We start from the raw sequence: 17,235 nt of genomic DNA on the forward strand, positions 1-17,235 counted from the left end.
AGGAAGTGAAGCGGACATTAATAGTGCGTGTAAAATTACACCTTATTTTGTCCCCCAAAAATGAAGACTGTAAAAACTATTTTAGAAGTTAGAAATCAAGTACAAGCTTGGAAAAAGGAAGGCTACAGCATTGCCTTAGTTCCTACTATGGGATATTTACATGAAGGTCATGCAAGTCTTATAAAACGTGCTGCAAGTGAAAATGAAAAAATTGTAGTAAGCATATTTGTGAACCCTATTCAGTTTGGTCCAGGGGAAGATCTAGATTCTTATCCAAGGGATTTAGATAGAGATACAATTTTATGTGAAAGTGCTGGAGCCAATTTAATTTTCACTCCAGAAGTTTCAGAAATGTATTATGTAGATGCTCTAACAAATGTCTCAGTAAATGGCCTTACAAATGGCTTATGTGGTGCTAAAAGGCCTGGCCATTTTGACGGCGTATGCACTGTAGTTTCAAAGCTATTTAATATAGTTTTACCTGATAAAGCTTATTTTGGAGAAAAGGATGCTCAACAATTAGCTGTAATTAAACGAATGGCTCACGATTTAAATTTCCCTATAGAAATTATTGGGTGCCCTATTGTACGTGAGGAAGACGGTCTTGCAAAAAGCTCACGTAATAATTATTTATCCTCAAAAGAAAGAAAAGCAGCTTTAATTTTACATAAAAGCTTAACTAAAGGCAAAGAGTTGTTATCTGCTGGTGAAAAGTCTGCTGAACTTTTAAAAGAACTCATAAAAAATGAACTTGAAAGCGAAGTTTTGGCTAAAATAGATTATATCGAAGTTGTAGATGCGCTGTCTCTCACTGCTATAGATATCGTTGACAAACCTATTCTTGTCGCCATAGCTGTATATATTGGCAAAACAAGACTAATAGATAATTTTGTATGGGAATCAAAATAAAAAAAAGGGAGGGTCAACAATTGATAATAACTATGTTAAAATCTAAAATACACAGAGCCACTATTACAGAAGCTAAATTAAATTATGTGGGAAGTATAACTATAGATAAAACCCTAATGGACAATGCAAATATCCTAGAATATGAAAAAGTTCAAATAGTTGATATCGACAATGGAGAAAGATTTGAGACTTATGCCATCGCTGGAGAGCCTGGTAGTGGGGTTATTTGTATAAATGGTGCCGCTGCAAGATGTGTTCAGCCTGGAGATAAAATAATAATTATGACTTATTGCCTAATTAATGAGGAAAAAGCTAGGAAATTCAAACCTCTAGTAGTATTTATTGAAGGCACCAATGTGATAAAAGAAGTCACCCACTATGAAATACATGGTGAAATAAAATAATTTTTTTATAATGAAGTAATAATTTTTTAAAAATTGTAAACACTAGTACTGAAAACTATATTAAAAAGGAGATGTATACGTTGAAAGCATTAGATACTACTGCACTCGTATTAGTTATTATAGGAGCTGTAAATTGGGGACTAATTGGATTTTTCCGATTTGACCTAGTATCAAGCTTATTTGGTACTGGTACTGCATTCACTAGGATTATATTTGCTCTAGTAGGTATAGCTGGTCTTTATTCCTTATCCTTATTAGGAAGAGGCAAAGATACAGACAGAGACAGAACTGAAGTTAAATAAATGTCCTAAACATAATAAAAAAGAAGTTGAAGTTTAAATTTCAGCTTCTTTTTTATTGAAATAAATTTTACTTTAAAAACTTTCAAATAAACCTTAACTGAACTAAAGCAGTTTTATCCCTAACTCTTATCACAATTAAGCTATAGGAATCTTTTTTGTCTATCTCTTGTATAATTGTTAAAAATTTTTCATCTACCATCATTAATCTAATGCCTGTTTTACTTTGAAGTTCATAACCCTTTGAACCTTTTACTATAAATAGATTATCCCAAGGCTTAGGAATATAATCACTAAAATTTATCTCGAAAATTAACCCTTCTTTCTGAAGTAATCTTATTAGACCATTATATTCATCATGTAATACATCATTTGTACACTTTAATTTCTGCACTACAGAATTATTATGCGCCAGCAAATTATTTTGCTGCACTATTTCTAATTCGTATTGGGTCTTTTTAAGCTCTAGCTTCCTCGTCTTATTTTTAATTGTTTCTAAATAATAATTATTGTTATTCTTATCCATTAACTTTACCTTGCCTTTCCTAGTATTCTTTAGGTAGAATATAATTGAGGTGATTATGTATGAATAAATTTATAGATTGGATTGTTTCCAATCTAAAATATATAGGTGAAAAAAATAAATTATTTCTAATACAATTTTATAATAAAATAAACTTTTTAATCAATAAAAATCTTACTTTAAACAAAATGTATCAACCAATTATTAAAGAACAAATGGATACAAACAAAAATTTACAGAAAACTTTAAAAATTCTAGAAAACAAAAATGATCAAGTTCAAAATAATATATTAAAACTAGAAAATCAAAATTCATTACTAGAATCTAAAATATCTATAATCCAAAATCTAATAACCAAGCGTCATGACTAATCATCACTTTGGTGCTGTAATTATCACTCTAGTGCTGAGATAATCACATACATTTGCCAATCAATAATATACTTATCTTTGGTAAATACTATAATGAGACGCAAATAAACAAATTGCAAACAAGTATTCTTGCTATTTGTTTGTTTATGCCAAACCTAACAATTTTAAAGCGAGGTGTTTCATATTGTTCAATAGTATTGTCAAAGATAAAAATTATAAAAATTTATTTAATGGCGATTGGGTTACATCTAATAATACCATAGATATTCTCTCTCCTGTAGATAACAGTTTAGTAGGTACAATACCTGCTATGAGCAAAGATGAAGCTAATATAGTTATCCAAAATTCAAAAACTTCCCAAAAAAATTGGGCTAATATGGCCATTAGTTCCCGTGCATCAATTTTGCATAAAGCGGCTGCCTTACTGGATGAAAATGTTGATTATTTGTCCCAGCTCATGCAAGTGGAAATTGCTAAAGATAAGCACTCCTGCATTGCTGAGATAAAAAGAACTGCGGATTTTATTAGATTTACTGCTGATTCTGGCAAATATTTAGAAGGTGAAACTATAGGTGCAGATAATTTTCCTGGTTTTAAGAAAAACAAAATATCCTTTGTCACCAAAGTACCAGTAGGCGTTGTCCTTGCTATTTCACCTTTTAACTATCCCATTAATCTTTCTGCATCTAAAATTGCGCCAGCCCTTATTGGTGGGAATAGCGTAATTTTAAAGCCTTCCACTCAAGGAGCTATTAGTTCACTCCATTTGGCTGCAATTTTCCATGAAGCCGGAGTTCCCCATGGAGTAATAAACACAATAACAGGGAGGGGATGCGAAATAGGTGATTATTTAGTAACCCACAAGGATATTAATTTTATCAACTTTACTGGAAGTACACAGGTAGGAAAACATATAGCTGTAATTGCGGGTATGGTGCCTATGATTATGGAGCTTGGTGGCAAAGATGCAGCTATAGTACTTTGCGATGCTGATATCGAAAGTGCTGGCAGAGATATCGCTGCTGGGGCCTTTAGCTATTCTGGTCAAAGATGCACCGCAGTTAAAAGGGTTTTAGTTATAGATGATGTTGCAGATAGCCTTACTTACGAATTAATGAAAAATATCAAATTGCTGAAAGTTGGGAATCCAGAAGATGATTGTGATATAACCCCACTCATAGATAATAAAGCTGCAGACTACGTTCAAGAACTCATAGATGATGCCCTAGGTCATGGAGCTACGCTATTATGTGGAAATAAACGAAATGCTAATTTAGTTTACCCAACCTTATTTGATAATGTAACTACAGATATGAGGCTCGCTTGGGAAGAACCCTTTGGCCCAGTGCTACCAGTGATTAGAGTCAAAAATATTAAGGAAGCTATAGATATAGCTAACAGATCTGTTTATGGTCTTCAAACTTCTGTTTATACTAAAAATATAGATGATGCCTTTAATATTGCCAATAAACTCGAGGTAGGTACCGTTCAAATTAATAATAAACCTGAAAGAGGGCCTGACCATTTTCCTTTCTCAGGAACAAAATCCTCTGGTATGGGTACTCAAGGCATAAGATATAGCATTGAAGCTATGACTAGATTAAAATCTACAGTTTTACTCATAAATCCATAGAGAAATTTAAAGAAGCAGCTTTTACAAACTGCTTCTTTTTTTATCTTCCATATTTATATTTGTTTTGATTATATTTTTTACAACTTCTGATATCTCAGCTTTTTCTTCCTTTGACATTTTATCCATATATATAGGTTTATCAAATATAAGCTTAGCATTTGCCTTTTTAACTTTTCCATTATTACCTTCCATAGCTTTATGAGTATCATAAAAGGTTATAGGAACAATCGGAACCCCAGCTTTTATTGCCAGTCTCATACTACCTTTTTTAAATTCCCCTATATTATTACTTCTACTTCTAGTACCTTCTGGAAAAATAATCATAGAATATCCATTCTTTAAATTTTCAACACCTTCTGAAATTGATTTTAAAGCCTCTCTTGGATTTTCTCTATCCATAAATACAGAATGAATTTGCCTCATCCAATAACTCATTACTGGTATTTTTTCCATCTCTTTTTTAGCAACTGCACCAGTAAGGCTATTCATATTAGCTAATATCACCGGTATATCAAGATTACTTTGGTGATTTCCCACAAAAACACAAGGCTCCTTTGGTATGTTTTCTTTCCCTATAACGGTTAAATTTAAACCTGCAATCCTAATTACAAAATTAGACCAGTCCCTAACTACCTTAGCCAAATAAGCATCCACCTCTTCTGTAGTTTTGTGCTTTTTTATGCTATTAAGTTTTATTTCCTTAAACCCTTTCCCAATCAAATCAATAATAAAACATAAATAAAAATATACCGTTCTCATATCTCTCTGTTCCTTTCATTTTAAGATTAAATCATCATCTGAAACATCGTTAAATTATAACTATAACTATAATTATACTATTTAATAGGCCTTATTTCAAATTTTTCCACTAGAGCATAAGTAAATTGCAATTTGAAGCATCTTTTTTCTTAGATTTTGATATTTTTTTATTTAAATGGATAAAATCATTTATGTACTTGAAATATTATATAGGAGATTAATCATATGCCAAAGAAACCCTGGTTAAAATACGCCGTAATTTGCACTATATTAGTTTTTGTAAGTATAGCTGTAGCTGTAGTTTATAAATATAATATAAAAACTAACATAAACCTTAAAAACAATATGGTCACTCATTTTATTGATGTAGGACAGGGTGATTGTATCCTTATTCAAGTAAATAATAAAAACTTATTAATTGATAGTGGTACCAGCGATTCAAGTAGAAAGGTAATTAGGTACCTAAAAAAAAATAAAATTACTAAACTAGACTATATAATTGCAACTCATCCCCACGAAGATCATATAGGGGGTATGGCTAGTGTAATTAAAACTTTTAAGGTGGATGAATTTTATGCCCCTAAAGTTGCATCTGACACACAAGCATTTATTGATATGATTAGGGCTTTAAAAAATAAAGGTCTTAAAATAAAAATAGCTAAACCTAATATAATTTTAGATTTAGGTCCGAGTGCCACCTGTCTTATGCTATCGCCTAGCAAAACCACCTACAAAGATACTAATAATTACTCTTGTGCGGTAAAAATATCTTATAAAAATTCGACTTATTTATTTACCGGTGATATTGAAAAGCTAAGTGAAGATGAGATATTAGATAAAGGTTACGATTTAACTGCTGAAGTTCTCAAAGTAGCTCATCACGGTAGTCATTCCTCCACAACGCAAGAATTTTTAAATAGAGTTTCCCCAAAAATTGCAGTAATAAGTTGTGGAGCCTATAATAGTTATGGTCATCCAAATAGTGAAATTCTAGATAAACTTAAAAAGTTAAATTGTATTATCTATAGAACTGATTTAGAGCAAAATATTGTACTCATAAGCGATGGTATAACCACAAGTAGATTGGTCGTAAAGTGAGCCTTTTTTAAAGAGGTACCTTCCACTTTAGACTATATATGCTAATAAACTCTTTTATATTTTATGCATAAAAAAAATAACTAGCACAATAGCTAATTATTTTTTCAAAATTACTTTTAATTTAATCCAAAAATAACAATGGTGGGTCTAAATGGACTCGAACCATCGACCTCACGCTTATCAGGCGTGCGCTCTAACCAGCTGAGCTATAGACCCATGATATCCTTATCAAACTGTGACTTTATAAGTATAATATCTATTTTTTACTTTGTCAACACCCTTTTATATTCTCTGTCACTTCATCAACTACAGCACTTAAAATAGCCAGTATTAAATTTCATACTTTATTATCTTAATACTTGTGCAGAGTATAAATTATAATCATAAAAGTGAAAGCATGTAGGAGTATTCTAGATATTATCTGTTGTTAACCATGTTGTAAGTCTTTTTTTAAATTTGTGACGTTTCTGATATGTCATCTTAGTTCTGATACACTTAAAAGCTCACAGGCTGCCGCCTAAAAGAACTATGGAAAAGATATAATAAAATTCAAAATATAATTAAAAGCAAATGCAAGGGTTTTTAAATCTATTATGCGGAGTATGATTTCTAATTTAGGTATTTTTTCTTATATTATGCTAACAAAAGTATATATTGCGTAGAATGCTTTGAACAAGCCTTAGTAATTCTTAATTTATTTTAGTGGAAGCTACATTAAGAAAAATGCATACTTGAGCGTCATTACAAACTGATCTAAGCAACTCAAGATTCTCTGTTAAAATAGCAAGTATGAAATTCCTCCGACGTGACTTGCAATAAAGAAACGACAAAACTATTGAAATTTCATTTAGAAATTCTTCTTTTGCGAATATAAAATTCACGTAAGCCTGCCAGGACGGCAGGCTAGCGAAACCGAGGCAGGACGCCGAGTTTGAGCGCTAGAGAATTTTATATTCGCAAAAGATTAGAATTTCTTAATGGAATTTCCAGTTTGGAGTTCTTTTTGCAAGGCACGCCGGAGCCCTTCATATCTTATTTCCAATCTTTATCTATAATATCCCACATCATCTTTCCAACCCTAGATATAGTAGTTATTCCATAAACATTGTTAGGTAAGTTGTTAGCCATTACTGTAAAAAGAAAATTTCCTTTTTCAATCATCATTAAAGTTGTATCATTTTCAACAGTTTCAAGGCTACCCCCTTTATTAGCAATATTCTCTTGGATCTGCTTTGGTGCATAGAAAGGTAATTTATTTGTAACCTGTTGTTTCTTTAATATTCTTATAAGCAAATCACTATTTTCTTCATTTAAGTATTGCTTTAGATATAATAGTTTAAAACACTTGCTTAAGTCAAAGCTACTAGTAGTATTCTCCAACTCGTCCTGTTCCAACTTAATGTCTGTTGTAATCCTTTTCAATTTTGTGTTTTTAAGTCCCATATCTTTAAATAATTCGTCTATTCGCTGCATGCCCAAAACTTCAATTATTTTATTTGCTGCAGTATTATCACTTTGTATAAGCATTGCTATTAATAAATCAACTATTGAATATTCTTTTCCTGAAAATTCATGTATAATTCCATTTGAGCCATGAATTTTATCCCCTGATTCTATTTTAATTTTAGATTGTAAATCTATTTTTCCATTTTGCACTTCTTTAAGCAAACTCATGGCTAGTGGTAACTTTATACATCCAGCTGATACCATTTCTTTATCCTCATTAAGACCATATAGATATCCACTATTTATTTCTTCAAAATAAAAACTATAATTACCTTCTCTTGTTTCTAAATATTTTTTTATTACTTTCATAATATCCTCCTGGTTTTTGTCTAGAGTATAGCAATAATCAATTGTTATACTCAATATTTTAATTGCACTACTAAAAATCTCCAAATTAAATTCCAATACTTCTAGCTACTTTAACTAATTCTCCGCTGTGGCCTACATTTTTGGTATCCCCCATAATATTTTATTTCCTGTAAGACAAACTCTATCCCCAAAATTTCAAGCGTTAACTAAATCCACAGCCATCAGTCAATATTCCTACTGTTTTTATTTTTTGTACCATATACATTCCCCCAAACTCTATTTGACTTATTATACACCTTAAAGCAGAAAATATAAATGATACCTAGCTATTAGTTAAATATTCTCAACTTTTCACAAATAGCATAGCTTAATAAGAAAAACATCATATTATATGAATATTATAAGCTATAAAAGGCGAAAATTTAAATATTACCAGAATACCGTGTAGCACATTAAATCTTTAATTATCATATTACTTTAATTATCATATTACTGTAATTACTAACTAAAGCTAAAGAAATTATTCATCAGCTTTAGTCCTTAAAATATTATTATTTATAATGAAATATTCGCAAATTTAATTATAAATAGCAATGTTATACCCAGAATTATTCTATAGATGGCGAAAACCTTCATAGGTTTATTTTTTAAATAAGAAACAAATTTTTCAACCACAATTAATGCGACTAAAAAAGCAGTTACAAATCCAACACCCAAAGTAATAATTTCCCCATTACTAAAATTCATTCCACTTTTATATAGTGTTAATCCTGTGGCTCCTACCATAGTTGGTATGGCTAAAAAGAATGAAAACTCAGTTGCAGCAACTGTAGAAACACCACTAATCCACCCTCCCATTATAGTAGATGCAGACCTAGACATACCTGGCCATAGCGCAAAACATTGAAATAATCCTATTTTAATTGACTGTTTAATTGTTATTTGCTCTATACTTTTTGTTGTATCCTTTGCTCTAAATTTCTTTTCTATAATAATCATTAGAATTCCACCAACCACTAAAGCCAAGGCTACAGTTCCTGGATTAAAAAGATATTCATCTATTTTATCATTTAGAAGAAACCCAAAGAATGCAGCGGGAATAAATGCAACTATTATATTAGTCCAAAACTTAATTCCTGAAGGTCTCCCTTTAAAAAACTCCAAAACTGAAGTCCATATTTTATTCCAATATAAAACTATAATTGCAAGAATAGCCCCCAATTGAATGACTACTTCAAATGAATTTGCAAATTCACCTTTGAAATTTATCATATTTCCCACAATGATCATATGCCCCGTGGAAGAAATAGGTATAAATTCTGTTATTCCTTCTACTATAGCTATTATTATAGCTTTTAACACCAATATAATGTTTAAATCCATGTATTATCCTCTCCTTACAACAATAATTTATAAAATCTTTTTCATTATACTATATTCAAGCAGTTAATATAGTTAGAATTATATTTTATTGTTTAAATGTTTATTTTTCTATTGTAATTTCCTTCTGCATCGTCTTACCATCTAGTGATAATTTAATAGAATTTATTCCTTTGACAATTTGTAAATCAAAAAAAGTATCTATCTTTATGTAGTCACCGCCATTAATGCTTATGAAATATTTTTTAAGCATATAACTATTGATAAAAGCTCCCAGGGTAAATTTTTGTCCTTCTTTTGTGTCGTTTTTTAAATCTCTCTTTGCAAGTATTAAAGTTGGAATTTTCTCCACACCTTTATTCACATATTGTATTTTCGGAGATATATTAAAAACTTTGGGGTTATTAACAAAGATAGTAGGTTGAATAAACCCCTCTTTTGTTTCTATCTCTGGGAGCTTACCTTGTTTCAAAAAAGTAAGTTTAGAATTGCTCCTCAGCTCCCCATATTTGTTATTATCCACAGATATACTATAACTTTCATAGTAGCTCCCCATACTTTTAATATACTTCTTACTATCTTTTAAAAGATTAATTTTAACTTTTCCTATTCCCTTGCTTATTATTTCAATAGCACTTAGTGGAATCTCTGCATCTGTCATATACGTTCCATTGACACCATCTATCATTATCCATTTATTATATTTATTGCTCCATATTTCACATACATTAAAATATGATTTTCCACTAATTTTTTTATCAGTACTTCTTAATACTCCAGGACGTACATTAATTCCAATAGAAGCTAAACACTCCTCATAAATAGTTGCATAATCACTGTCTGATATTTTATTTCCAGAAGTAGCTGCCTCCATTATTTCTAAAGCACTTTTATCACTAGTCATGGAGTTGCTTTGAGCTTTTACTTTTCCATTAATAAATTCCATAATTTTTATAGAGTTATCAAATTGGTCCTTCTTTCCATCTATAAGTTTATCTAGTCCATAGTTTTTCTTAAGTTTTAATAAATTTTCATTTTGGGGATTTAAGTAGTAAAAATGAATATTATCTCCAGTATAAAAATTTTCCCATTTAGTAACTCTTAACCCTTCTTCCTTATTATTTAAATCAGCTCTAGATTTAAAACTCAAAAAAATTATAGCCGCTGTTATGATAATAAAAAATAAAATTCTATAAAGAATGCTATTTTTTTTCATAATTCCTCCTTAAGTGTTCTTATTGTTAATAAGAATAATTTATAAATTGTTATCTACACTACAGTAGATTCACATTTATTTAATGAGTATATCATATTTATAGCAAAATTTACATAAAAAATCCCAACGGATTTTAAAGCTTTTTAGCCGTTGGGGTTTTGTATTATATACTTATAGGACCAGCTTCTCTTATACTTTCTGGAACTCCTTTAAATTTACTGAAGTTAAGGGTAAATTTAGAAGCGAGTTCACTAGCTTTTAATTTATACTCCTTTTTATCTACCCATGTATTTTCGGGATTTAGTATTTCTGACGGAACATTTGGCACAGCAATGGGCACGGCTATTTTAAATATTGGATGCTGTGTATATTCTATTTCCTTAAGCTTGCCTTCAAGAGCCGCTTTTACCATAGCTCTTGTATAAGAAAGTTTCATTCTTGAGCCTACACCATATCCTCCACCACTCCAACCTGTGTTTATTAAAAATACCTCAGTATCATGTTTATCTATTCTCTCACCTAAAAGCTTTGCATAAACTGATGGTTTCATTAGCATAAACGGTTCTCCAAAGCAAGATGAAAAAGTGGCTTTTGGCTTTGTAATTCCTCGTTCTGTACCTGCAAGCTTACTTGTGTATCCTGAGATGAAATGATACATAGCAGCTTCTTTCGAAAGCTTTGAAATTGGTGGAATAACTCCAAAAGCATCTGCCGTTAAAAATATTATGGTACTCGGATGTCCACCAATTCCACTTAATTCTGCATTTGGGATGTATTCAAGTGGATATGCCCCCCGAGTATTCTCTGTTAAGGTACCATCATCATAATTTGGCATCTTATTATCATCAAGTACAACATTTTCAAGCAAGGCACCAAATTTTAATGCGGAGTAAATTTCACTTTCTTTATCTTTATCTAGTTTTATAGTTTTAGCGTAGCATCCTCCTTCAAAATTAAAAACTCCACTATCACACCAACCATGTTCATCATCGCCAATAAGCTTTCTTTCTGGATCTGCTGACAATGTAGTTTTTCCCGTACCAGACAAGCCAAAAAATACTGCTGTCTCACCATCTTTACCAATATTTGCAGAACAATGCATTGGGAATACACCTCTTAGTGGCAATAAAAAATTCATTATTGAAAAAATAGATTTTTTAATTTCTCCTGCATATTGTGTTCCACCAATTAACACAATTTTCTTATCAAAATTAACTATAATAAAAGCTTCTGAGTTTATTCCGTCAATTGCTCCTTTTGCCTTGAATCCAGGTGCTGCAATAACTGTGAATTCAGCCTTGTGATGCTCAAGCATTGCTTTATCTGGTCTTCTAAATAGTTGATTAGAAAGCAATGCCTCTGAAGCAAGCTCATTTACCACTCTAATAGGTAATTTATATTCTTCCATAGCACCTACGTAACCATCAAATACAAATAACTCTTTATCACTTAAATATTTACAAACCTGCTTATACAGCTCATCAAAAACGTTTTCTTCTACAGGTAAATTTACCTCTCCCCAATTTATTAATTTCACAACACTTTCTTGTGAAACTATAAATCTATCTTTAGGTGATCTTCCTGTATACTTTCCTGTTTTTACAGCTAATGCACCAGTTTCTGTTAGAGTACCTTCTTCTCTTAGTAATGCAAACCTTACTAAGTCAGATACCGGTAAATTCCTATATATTTTTTTTGATGTTGCTATGTTTAAATAATCTAAGTTTTCTAAACAATCCACAATATTACCCCCCAGTTACTATATTCACACGCTTATTAATTTTAGTTATTATACTAATATATTACAACATTTTAATAAAAATGCAAGAAAAAAATTATAAAAATATTAATTTAGCGTTTTTATGAATACGTTCCTTCATTATGCTGAATTATTACTATTATAGCATATTCTTTTTATGTTTTATGATGCACTAATATACATTCTAAATATAATACCCTTATTGTGGCTATAAGCTACCTCCAAGTACATATAAAAATATCAATTCCAAATATATCCACTTTCATTCTGTTTGTTCTAGGTTATTTTCTAGACTAAATTCATTATTTATTCTTTATCAAAATGAATGATATTAGTTTTTAAAAATCACGCAATAAAAAAATATATATTAAATCAAATAAGTTTGATTTAATATATACTTCACTCTAGATGATATTTAATTACATACTATAGTAAATTTTTTTCATAAATTATATGTTATAGTTTAATAAAATAGTGCAAACTCAGGAATTTTTAATTCTTGATTATCTTTGCCCTTAACATAGCTTTCTTTAAGTTTGTGAGCCTTATCATAATTTTCAACAATGATTTTTTTAGTGTAATCATCATAGGAGTCATTTAACCCCTTATAGGCTCTGCTTATATTGTAAAAGCCTTTTTCTAAATCCTGCTGAAAAGTGATATAATAACATCCAGCATTATTTAAAGTCAAAATATCTTTTTCATCTCCTTGAGATGCACTATCAATTTCCGCTTTTGCTTCCACTGCCTTATTTTTAGTCATGTATATAGTTGCTAAGGTTCTATGATATTTAGGCACTACTTCATTTAATTTACTACATATTTTTAAGATTTTTATAGCATCCTCCAGTTTTCCTTCAGTCAGCTTTATTAGTGCCATATTGTATTTTATCTCTGCATCCTGTGGTTTTATAATTGATGCTAAATTAAAATATTCTAGGGCTTTTACACTATTACCAGTCTTGTACCAATAATAGTTTGCTAGATTAAGCATTATATTATAATTATAAGGCTCTTTAGTTAATGCAGTTCGAAAATAAGGCTCCACTGCGAGTTTTGCAGACTGCTCTTTCAATATTTCCGGCATTAAAAATCCATAGTTATCTGGGTATTCGCGATTAAGCTGAATAGATTTATTACAGAATTCTTTAGCCTTTTTATAATCTTTCTTATAAAGATAATAAAATCCTGCACTATGATAGGCTCCGTAATCATCTGGATGCTGCAAAATTACATTTTGCATTAATATATCAGACTTTTCTAGCTCATTCATGTTTTTGCACACATTAGCTTTTATTAATTCGATTTGCATACCGCCTATATTTTTACTAGAGAGTTCACTAATTAATTTATTTGCTTCATCTACAGTATCTACGCTAAGGGAATATATCTTAGCTAACCACATTTTATATGATAAATCATTAGGGGACTTTTTTGAAAGAGCAGTTATATTTTGCAACAGAGAATCCTTATTATATAATGCTACTTGGGCTAAAACATCATATATCTTGTATTCCTCTTTATTTAATTTCCATGCATTTTTTAATTGAATATATCCTTCTTCCCATTTCCCCACAAGCATTAACATTCTAGAGTATTCTGCGGTATCGTAGGAAGACTTTGTATCCACAGGATATCTTGCCATAAGGTCATTTGCAATCTGGATCTTCTTATTTCCCATGTAAACAGTAAACATAGTTTTTATTAATTTTTTATCTTTAGGGTATTTACTTAATGCAAGCTCCCCATCTTTTAGTGCCGCATCATATTCTCCATTTATAAATTCCGTAAAAATAATGGAATTATAGCTCTCACCATCAATTGATTTATATTTCTTTGAGATATCAATATATTTTAATGAGTTCTTAAAATCATTTTCAACAGAATAAATCTCAGCTATTTTAATATTCCATTTTGGTGACCTCACATCTTTTTTTGCAAGTTCAATATATTTCTCCCTAGCCAAATCATATTCCTGTGCAAAAAAATGGGTTTCGGCCTCTGTAACTAATTTACTTAACTCTAACCTTTTATGTGTTATAGTTATAAATATAATGCTTATAACTGTAACAGATAAAACAACTAAATAAAGAGCTATTTTTTTAACTCCTAACTCTTTTAGTTTACTGCTTCTTAATAAAGACTTTAGTTTATCTAATTTCACCATAACTCCACCTCTTTATAAATTTGGCAGGATTTTAATATATTACTAAGACCCTTTATAATTAATTTTTCTTTAAATATACACTATAGTAATATTTTAACAAATACATAAGTAAAAAGCTAGAGTATTTAATAAAACGTTACATTAATAAGTTAGACAAATAAACAATAATGTTATAAAATTATATTGACTTGAATATAGATTTATTTATTGTAAAGCAAAGTGCACTTATATAAAATGGGGGTATGTTTTTGAAAAAATCACGCAAAAGAAAATTAAACAAAAAAAAGGCAATAAGAAATATATCTTTATTACTATTTGTTTCTGTAATTTTAACCACAGTTGTGGTTAAAACTATTTCTTTTTCTTTGAAGAAGTTTAATGCAATCTATGCTACTTCTAATGAAGAAAAAAAGAAGCCTAGTGATAAAGATACTTCTAATAATGAAACTGCGAAAGCAAACACAGTAGAGAAAAATACTGAAGTACTCCTTTCCGCTGTTGGAGACTGTACTATAGGAACTGATAGTAAATTTGATTATGCTACTAGTCTTCCTGCTATGGTAACAAATTTCAACAAGGATTTTTCCTATTATTTTAAAAATGTACATAGTATTTTCAGCCGCGACGATGTTACCATTGCTAATTTAGAAACAACCTTTACAGACTCAAATGATAAAGAAGAAAAACAATATAACTTCAAAGCCACCAGTGATTTTGCTAAAAGTTTAACTCTAGGCTCTATTGAAGGCGTGAATCTCTCTAACAACCATATTTATGATTATAAAGAAAAGGGATTTCAAGATACAAAACTTGCCCTTGAAAAAGAAAAGGTTAACTTTTTTGGAGAAAAATCCAAATGGATAACCAAAATAAAAGGGAAGCCTTTTGGTTTTTTAGGTTACAGAGGTTGGTCCACAGACCAAAGTTTTCTTGATAAATTAAAGGAAGATATTCTTGAATTAAAGAAGACTAACTCAGTTATAGTTATAAACTTTCACTGGGGAAACGAAAAAGAGTATTATCCAATAGATGCACAAAAAAAGCTTGCTCGCTTTGCTATTGATAACGGAGCAGATATAATACTTGGACATCACCCCCATGTAATTCAAGGCATTGAACAATATAAGAATAGAATTATTGCCTATAGCTTAGGGAATTTTTGCTTTGGTGGCAACGCTAACCCTAGTGATAAGAGAACCTTTATTTTTCAAAGTAATTTAAAGTTCACGAGTAACAATTTAACAGCTATAGGTGTAAGGGTTATCCCTTGTAGTATATCCTCAGTGGATTATAAAAATGACTATTGCCCAACACCACTTTCTGGTGATGCTAAACTAAATTTACTAAGTAACTTAAACAAGCTCTCACCAAATTCAGGTTTTAAAATAAGTGATGAGTTTTCCTATATTAATGTCAATAATAATAACTGATTGAGTAATCTATAATGGAATAATTACAAATAAATAATGCTTAAGTCAATAAGTACAATTAAAGGATGTGTTGGAAATTAAAATTCAGTCATTGGTCAGTATACTCACTTCAAAATTTATTATGAAATTATCAAAGGTTTTATTTAAAGGTGGCACAAATTTCCCAGGAAAAATCGCCTTAAAGCTTGATCCTGATATTTTGAAAACCATAGCGGCGAATTATGAGGTTATTCTCGTAACGGGTACAAATGGAAAAACCACCACCACAAGCATGATTTACAGCATTATAAAAGATAGCAATAAGCTAGTAATTACTAACAACACTGGTGCAAATATGTACACAGGAATAGTTGCTTGTTTTATCTCTAATTTTTCTTTTAAAAAATCTCCTGAGAAAAAAATTGCTGTTATAGAAGTAGATGAAGCCAATCTTAAATTTGTAACTGATTATATCTCTCCAAGTATCATTACTATTACAAATCTATTTAGAGATCAACTAGACAGATATGGAGAAGTCTATACAACTCTAAAGAAGATCCTAGAGGGCGTAGTAAAAACGACCAGTTCCACTCTTATTCTTAATGGGGATGAATCATTACTTGGAAATTTAAACCTCAAAAATCCTGTAGAATACTATGGTTTTGCTACTAAGGTTAATGAAAATAAACTTGTAGATATAAATGCAGATGCTAAGTTTTGCACAATCTGCAAGGCTCCTTATGAATATAACTTTATTACCTATAACCATCTAGGTGATTTCTATTGCACCAAATGCGGATATAAAAGGCCAGCACTTACATATTCCATAAATAAAATTCTTGAACTTTCCACCAGTGGTTCTACTGTTCATATAAATAATAATGAATATTATATAAACCAGCCAGGTACTTATAATATTTATAATGCTCTATGTGCATATTCTGTAGCTAAGGTACTAGGCATTCCGGATAAAACTATAGAGCATTCTCTTAAAACTGTAGCCAGTAGCTTTGGTAGACAAGAAACATTAAATATTGAAGGTAAAGAAGTTAAAATAATATTGGTTAAAAATCCCGCAGGCTATGATGAAGCTGTAAATACTATTAATTTGGACACACGAAAAATAAATTTAGCTCTTTTACTAAATGACAATTATGCAGATGGAAAAGATGTTTCTTGGATTTGGGATGTTAATTTTGAACGTTTAACTTCACTTAATATTAATAAAATTATGATATCTGGCATACGCCTGTACGATATGGCAATTAGACTTAAAGTTGCAGGTTTTCAGGCAGACTCCTTCCTCTTATGCAGCCATGATGAAGACCTGTTAAATCAAATTAAATCTTGTGATGGCGAAATAGTTTATATACTAGCTACCTATACCGCCATGATAGACCTAAGAAAATTTTTATACGCTAAAGGCTACATAGATAAGATTTGGTAATATATCAAAATTCAAAGATTTAAAAATTCAAATAGAAGGTGAATAA

The 17,235-nt window shown here is 30.4% G+C and carries 15 protein-coding genes and 1 tRNA gene; 8 read left to right on the forward strand and 8 right to left on the reverse strand.

Features of this window, described 5'->3' with window-relative positions; genetic code table 11:
• Positions 1 to 60 precede the first annotated feature (60 nt).
• The 3 genes from panC (at position 61) to G9F71_RS19925 (ending at position 1,615) form a co-directional block, all read left to right on the forward strand.
• A complete protein-coding gene (panC, locus tag G9F71_RS19915) occupies positions 61 to 909 on the forward strand; it encodes a pantoate--beta-alanine ligase (RefSeq protein ID WP_164950586.1) in 849 nt (282 codons plus the stop codon).
• A gap of 20 nt (positions 910 to 929) precedes the next feature.
• Positions 930 to 1,313 (forward strand): aspartate 1-decarboxylase, encoded by a 384-nt coding sequence (panD, locus tag G9F71_RS19920; protein ID WP_125004503.1) that lies wholly within the window; start codon positions 930 to 932, stop codon positions 1,311 to 1,313.
• 80 nt (positions 1,314 to 1,393) lie between these two features.
• Positions 1,394 to 1,615, forward strand: coding sequence for a DUF378 domain-containing protein (locus G9F71_RS19925; RefSeq protein ID WP_164950587.1), 222 nt, complete (start codon positions 1,394 to 1,396; stop codon positions 1,613 to 1,615).
• Between the two features lie 82 nt (positions 1,616 to 1,697).
• Here the strand turns inward: G9F71_RS19925 and G9F71_RS19930 are convergent, their stop codons facing one another.
• Positions 1,698 to 2,138, reverse strand: coding sequence for a hypothetical protein (locus tag G9F71_RS19930; RefSeq protein WP_164950588.1), 441 nt, complete (start codon positions 2,136 to 2,138; stop codon positions 1,698 to 1,700).
• 59 nt (positions 2,139 to 2,197) lie between these two features.
• Between G9F71_RS19930 and G9F71_RS19935 the strand changes: the two genes are divergently transcribed.
• Both G9F71_RS19935 and G9F71_RS19940 read left to right on the forward strand, forming a co-directional pair.
• Positions 2,198 to 2,506, forward strand: coding sequence for a hypothetical protein (locus G9F71_RS19935; RefSeq protein WP_164950589.1), 309 nt, complete (start codon positions 2,198 to 2,200; stop codon positions 2,504 to 2,506).
• A 184-nt stretch (positions 2,507 to 2,690) separates the two neighbouring features.
• Positions 2,691 to 4,139 (forward strand): NADP-dependent glyceraldehyde-3-phosphate dehydrogenase, encoded by a 1,449-nt coding sequence (locus G9F71_RS19940; RefSeq protein WP_164950590.1) that lies wholly within the window; start codon positions 2,691 to 2,693, stop codon positions 4,137 to 4,139.
• A gap of 21 nt (positions 4,140 to 4,160) precedes the next feature.
• On the opposite strand, the gene G9F71_RS19945 is transcribed toward G9F71_RS19940, so the two are convergent.
• Positions 4,161 to 4,898, reverse strand: coding sequence for a lysophospholipid acyltransferase family protein (locus G9F71_RS19945; RefSeq protein WP_164950591.1), 738 nt, complete (start codon positions 4,896 to 4,898; stop codon positions 4,161 to 4,163).
• Between the two features lie 225 nt (positions 4,899 to 5,123).
• Between G9F71_RS19945 and G9F71_RS19950 the strand changes: the two genes are divergently transcribed.
• Positions 5,124 to 5,996, forward strand: a complete 873-nt coding sequence (locus G9F71_RS19950) for a ComEC/Rec2 family competence protein (RefSeq protein WP_164950592.1) — start codon at positions 5,124 to 5,126, stop codon at positions 5,994 to 5,996.
• 139 nt (positions 5,997 to 6,135) lie between these two features.
• On the opposite strand, the gene G9F71_RS19955 is transcribed toward G9F71_RS19950, so the two are convergent.
• From G9F71_RS19955 to G9F71_RS19980, 6 genes are all read right to left on the reverse strand, one after another.
• Positions 6,136 to 6,212, reverse strand: a tRNA-Ile gene (locus G9F71_RS19955).
• Positions 6,213 to 7,028: 816 nt separating this feature from the next.
• A complete protein-coding gene (locus G9F71_RS19960) occupies positions 7,029 to 7,811 on the reverse strand; it encodes a serine hydrolase (RefSeq protein WP_125004489.1) in 783 nt (260 codons plus the stop codon).
• Positions 7,812 to 8,366: 555 nt separating this feature from the next.
• On the reverse strand, positions 8,367 to 9,194 hold the full coding sequence (locus G9F71_RS19965; protein ID WP_164950593.1) for an undecaprenyl-diphosphate phosphatase: 828 nt from the start codon (positions 9,192 to 9,194) through the stop codon (positions 8,367 to 8,369).
• Positions 9,195 to 9,294: 100 nt separating this feature from the next.
• Entirely contained in the window at positions 9,295 to 10,407 is a 1,113-nt protein-coding gene (locus tag G9F71_RS19970; RefSeq protein WP_164950594.1) for a hypothetical protein, read from the reverse strand.
• 163 nt (positions 10,408 to 10,570) lie between these two features.
• Complete coding sequence (pckA, locus tag G9F71_RS19975) at positions 10,571 to 12,148, reverse strand: phosphoenolpyruvate carboxykinase (ATP) (protein ID WP_164950595.1); 1,578 nt, start codon at positions 12,146 to 12,148, stop codon at positions 10,571 to 10,573.
• Positions 12,149 to 12,629: 481 nt separating this feature from the next.
• Positions 12,630 to 14,333, reverse strand: coding sequence for a tetratricopeptide repeat protein (locus G9F71_RS19980; RefSeq protein WP_164950596.1), 1,704 nt, complete (start codon positions 14,331 to 14,333; stop codon positions 12,630 to 12,632).
• 248 nt (positions 14,334 to 14,581) lie between these two features.
• Between G9F71_RS19980 and G9F71_RS19985 the strand changes: the two genes are divergently transcribed.
• Both G9F71_RS19985 and G9F71_RS19990 read left to right on the forward strand, forming a co-directional pair.
• Positions 14,582 to 15,763, forward strand: a complete 1,182-nt coding sequence (locus G9F71_RS19985; RefSeq protein WP_164950597.1) for a CapA family protein — start codon at positions 14,582 to 14,584, stop codon at positions 15,761 to 15,763.
• Positions 15,764 to 15,884: 121 nt separating this feature from the next.
• Positions 15,885 to 17,189 carry a Mur ligase family protein gene (locus tag G9F71_RS19990; RefSeq protein ID WP_263488233.1) on the forward strand — a complete coding sequence of 435 codons (1,305 nt, stop codon included), beginning with the start codon at positions 15,885 to 15,887 and terminating at the stop codon, positions 17,187 to 17,189.
• Positions 17,190 to 17,235: the final 46 nt, after the last annotated feature.

The sequence above is a fragment of the Clostridium sp. FP2 genome (genome assembly GCF_011065955.2).
In the GTDB taxonomy this organism is placed as follows: domain Bacteria; phylum Bacillota; class Clostridia; order Clostridiales; family Clostridiaceae; genus Clostridium_AD; species Clostridium_AD tagluense.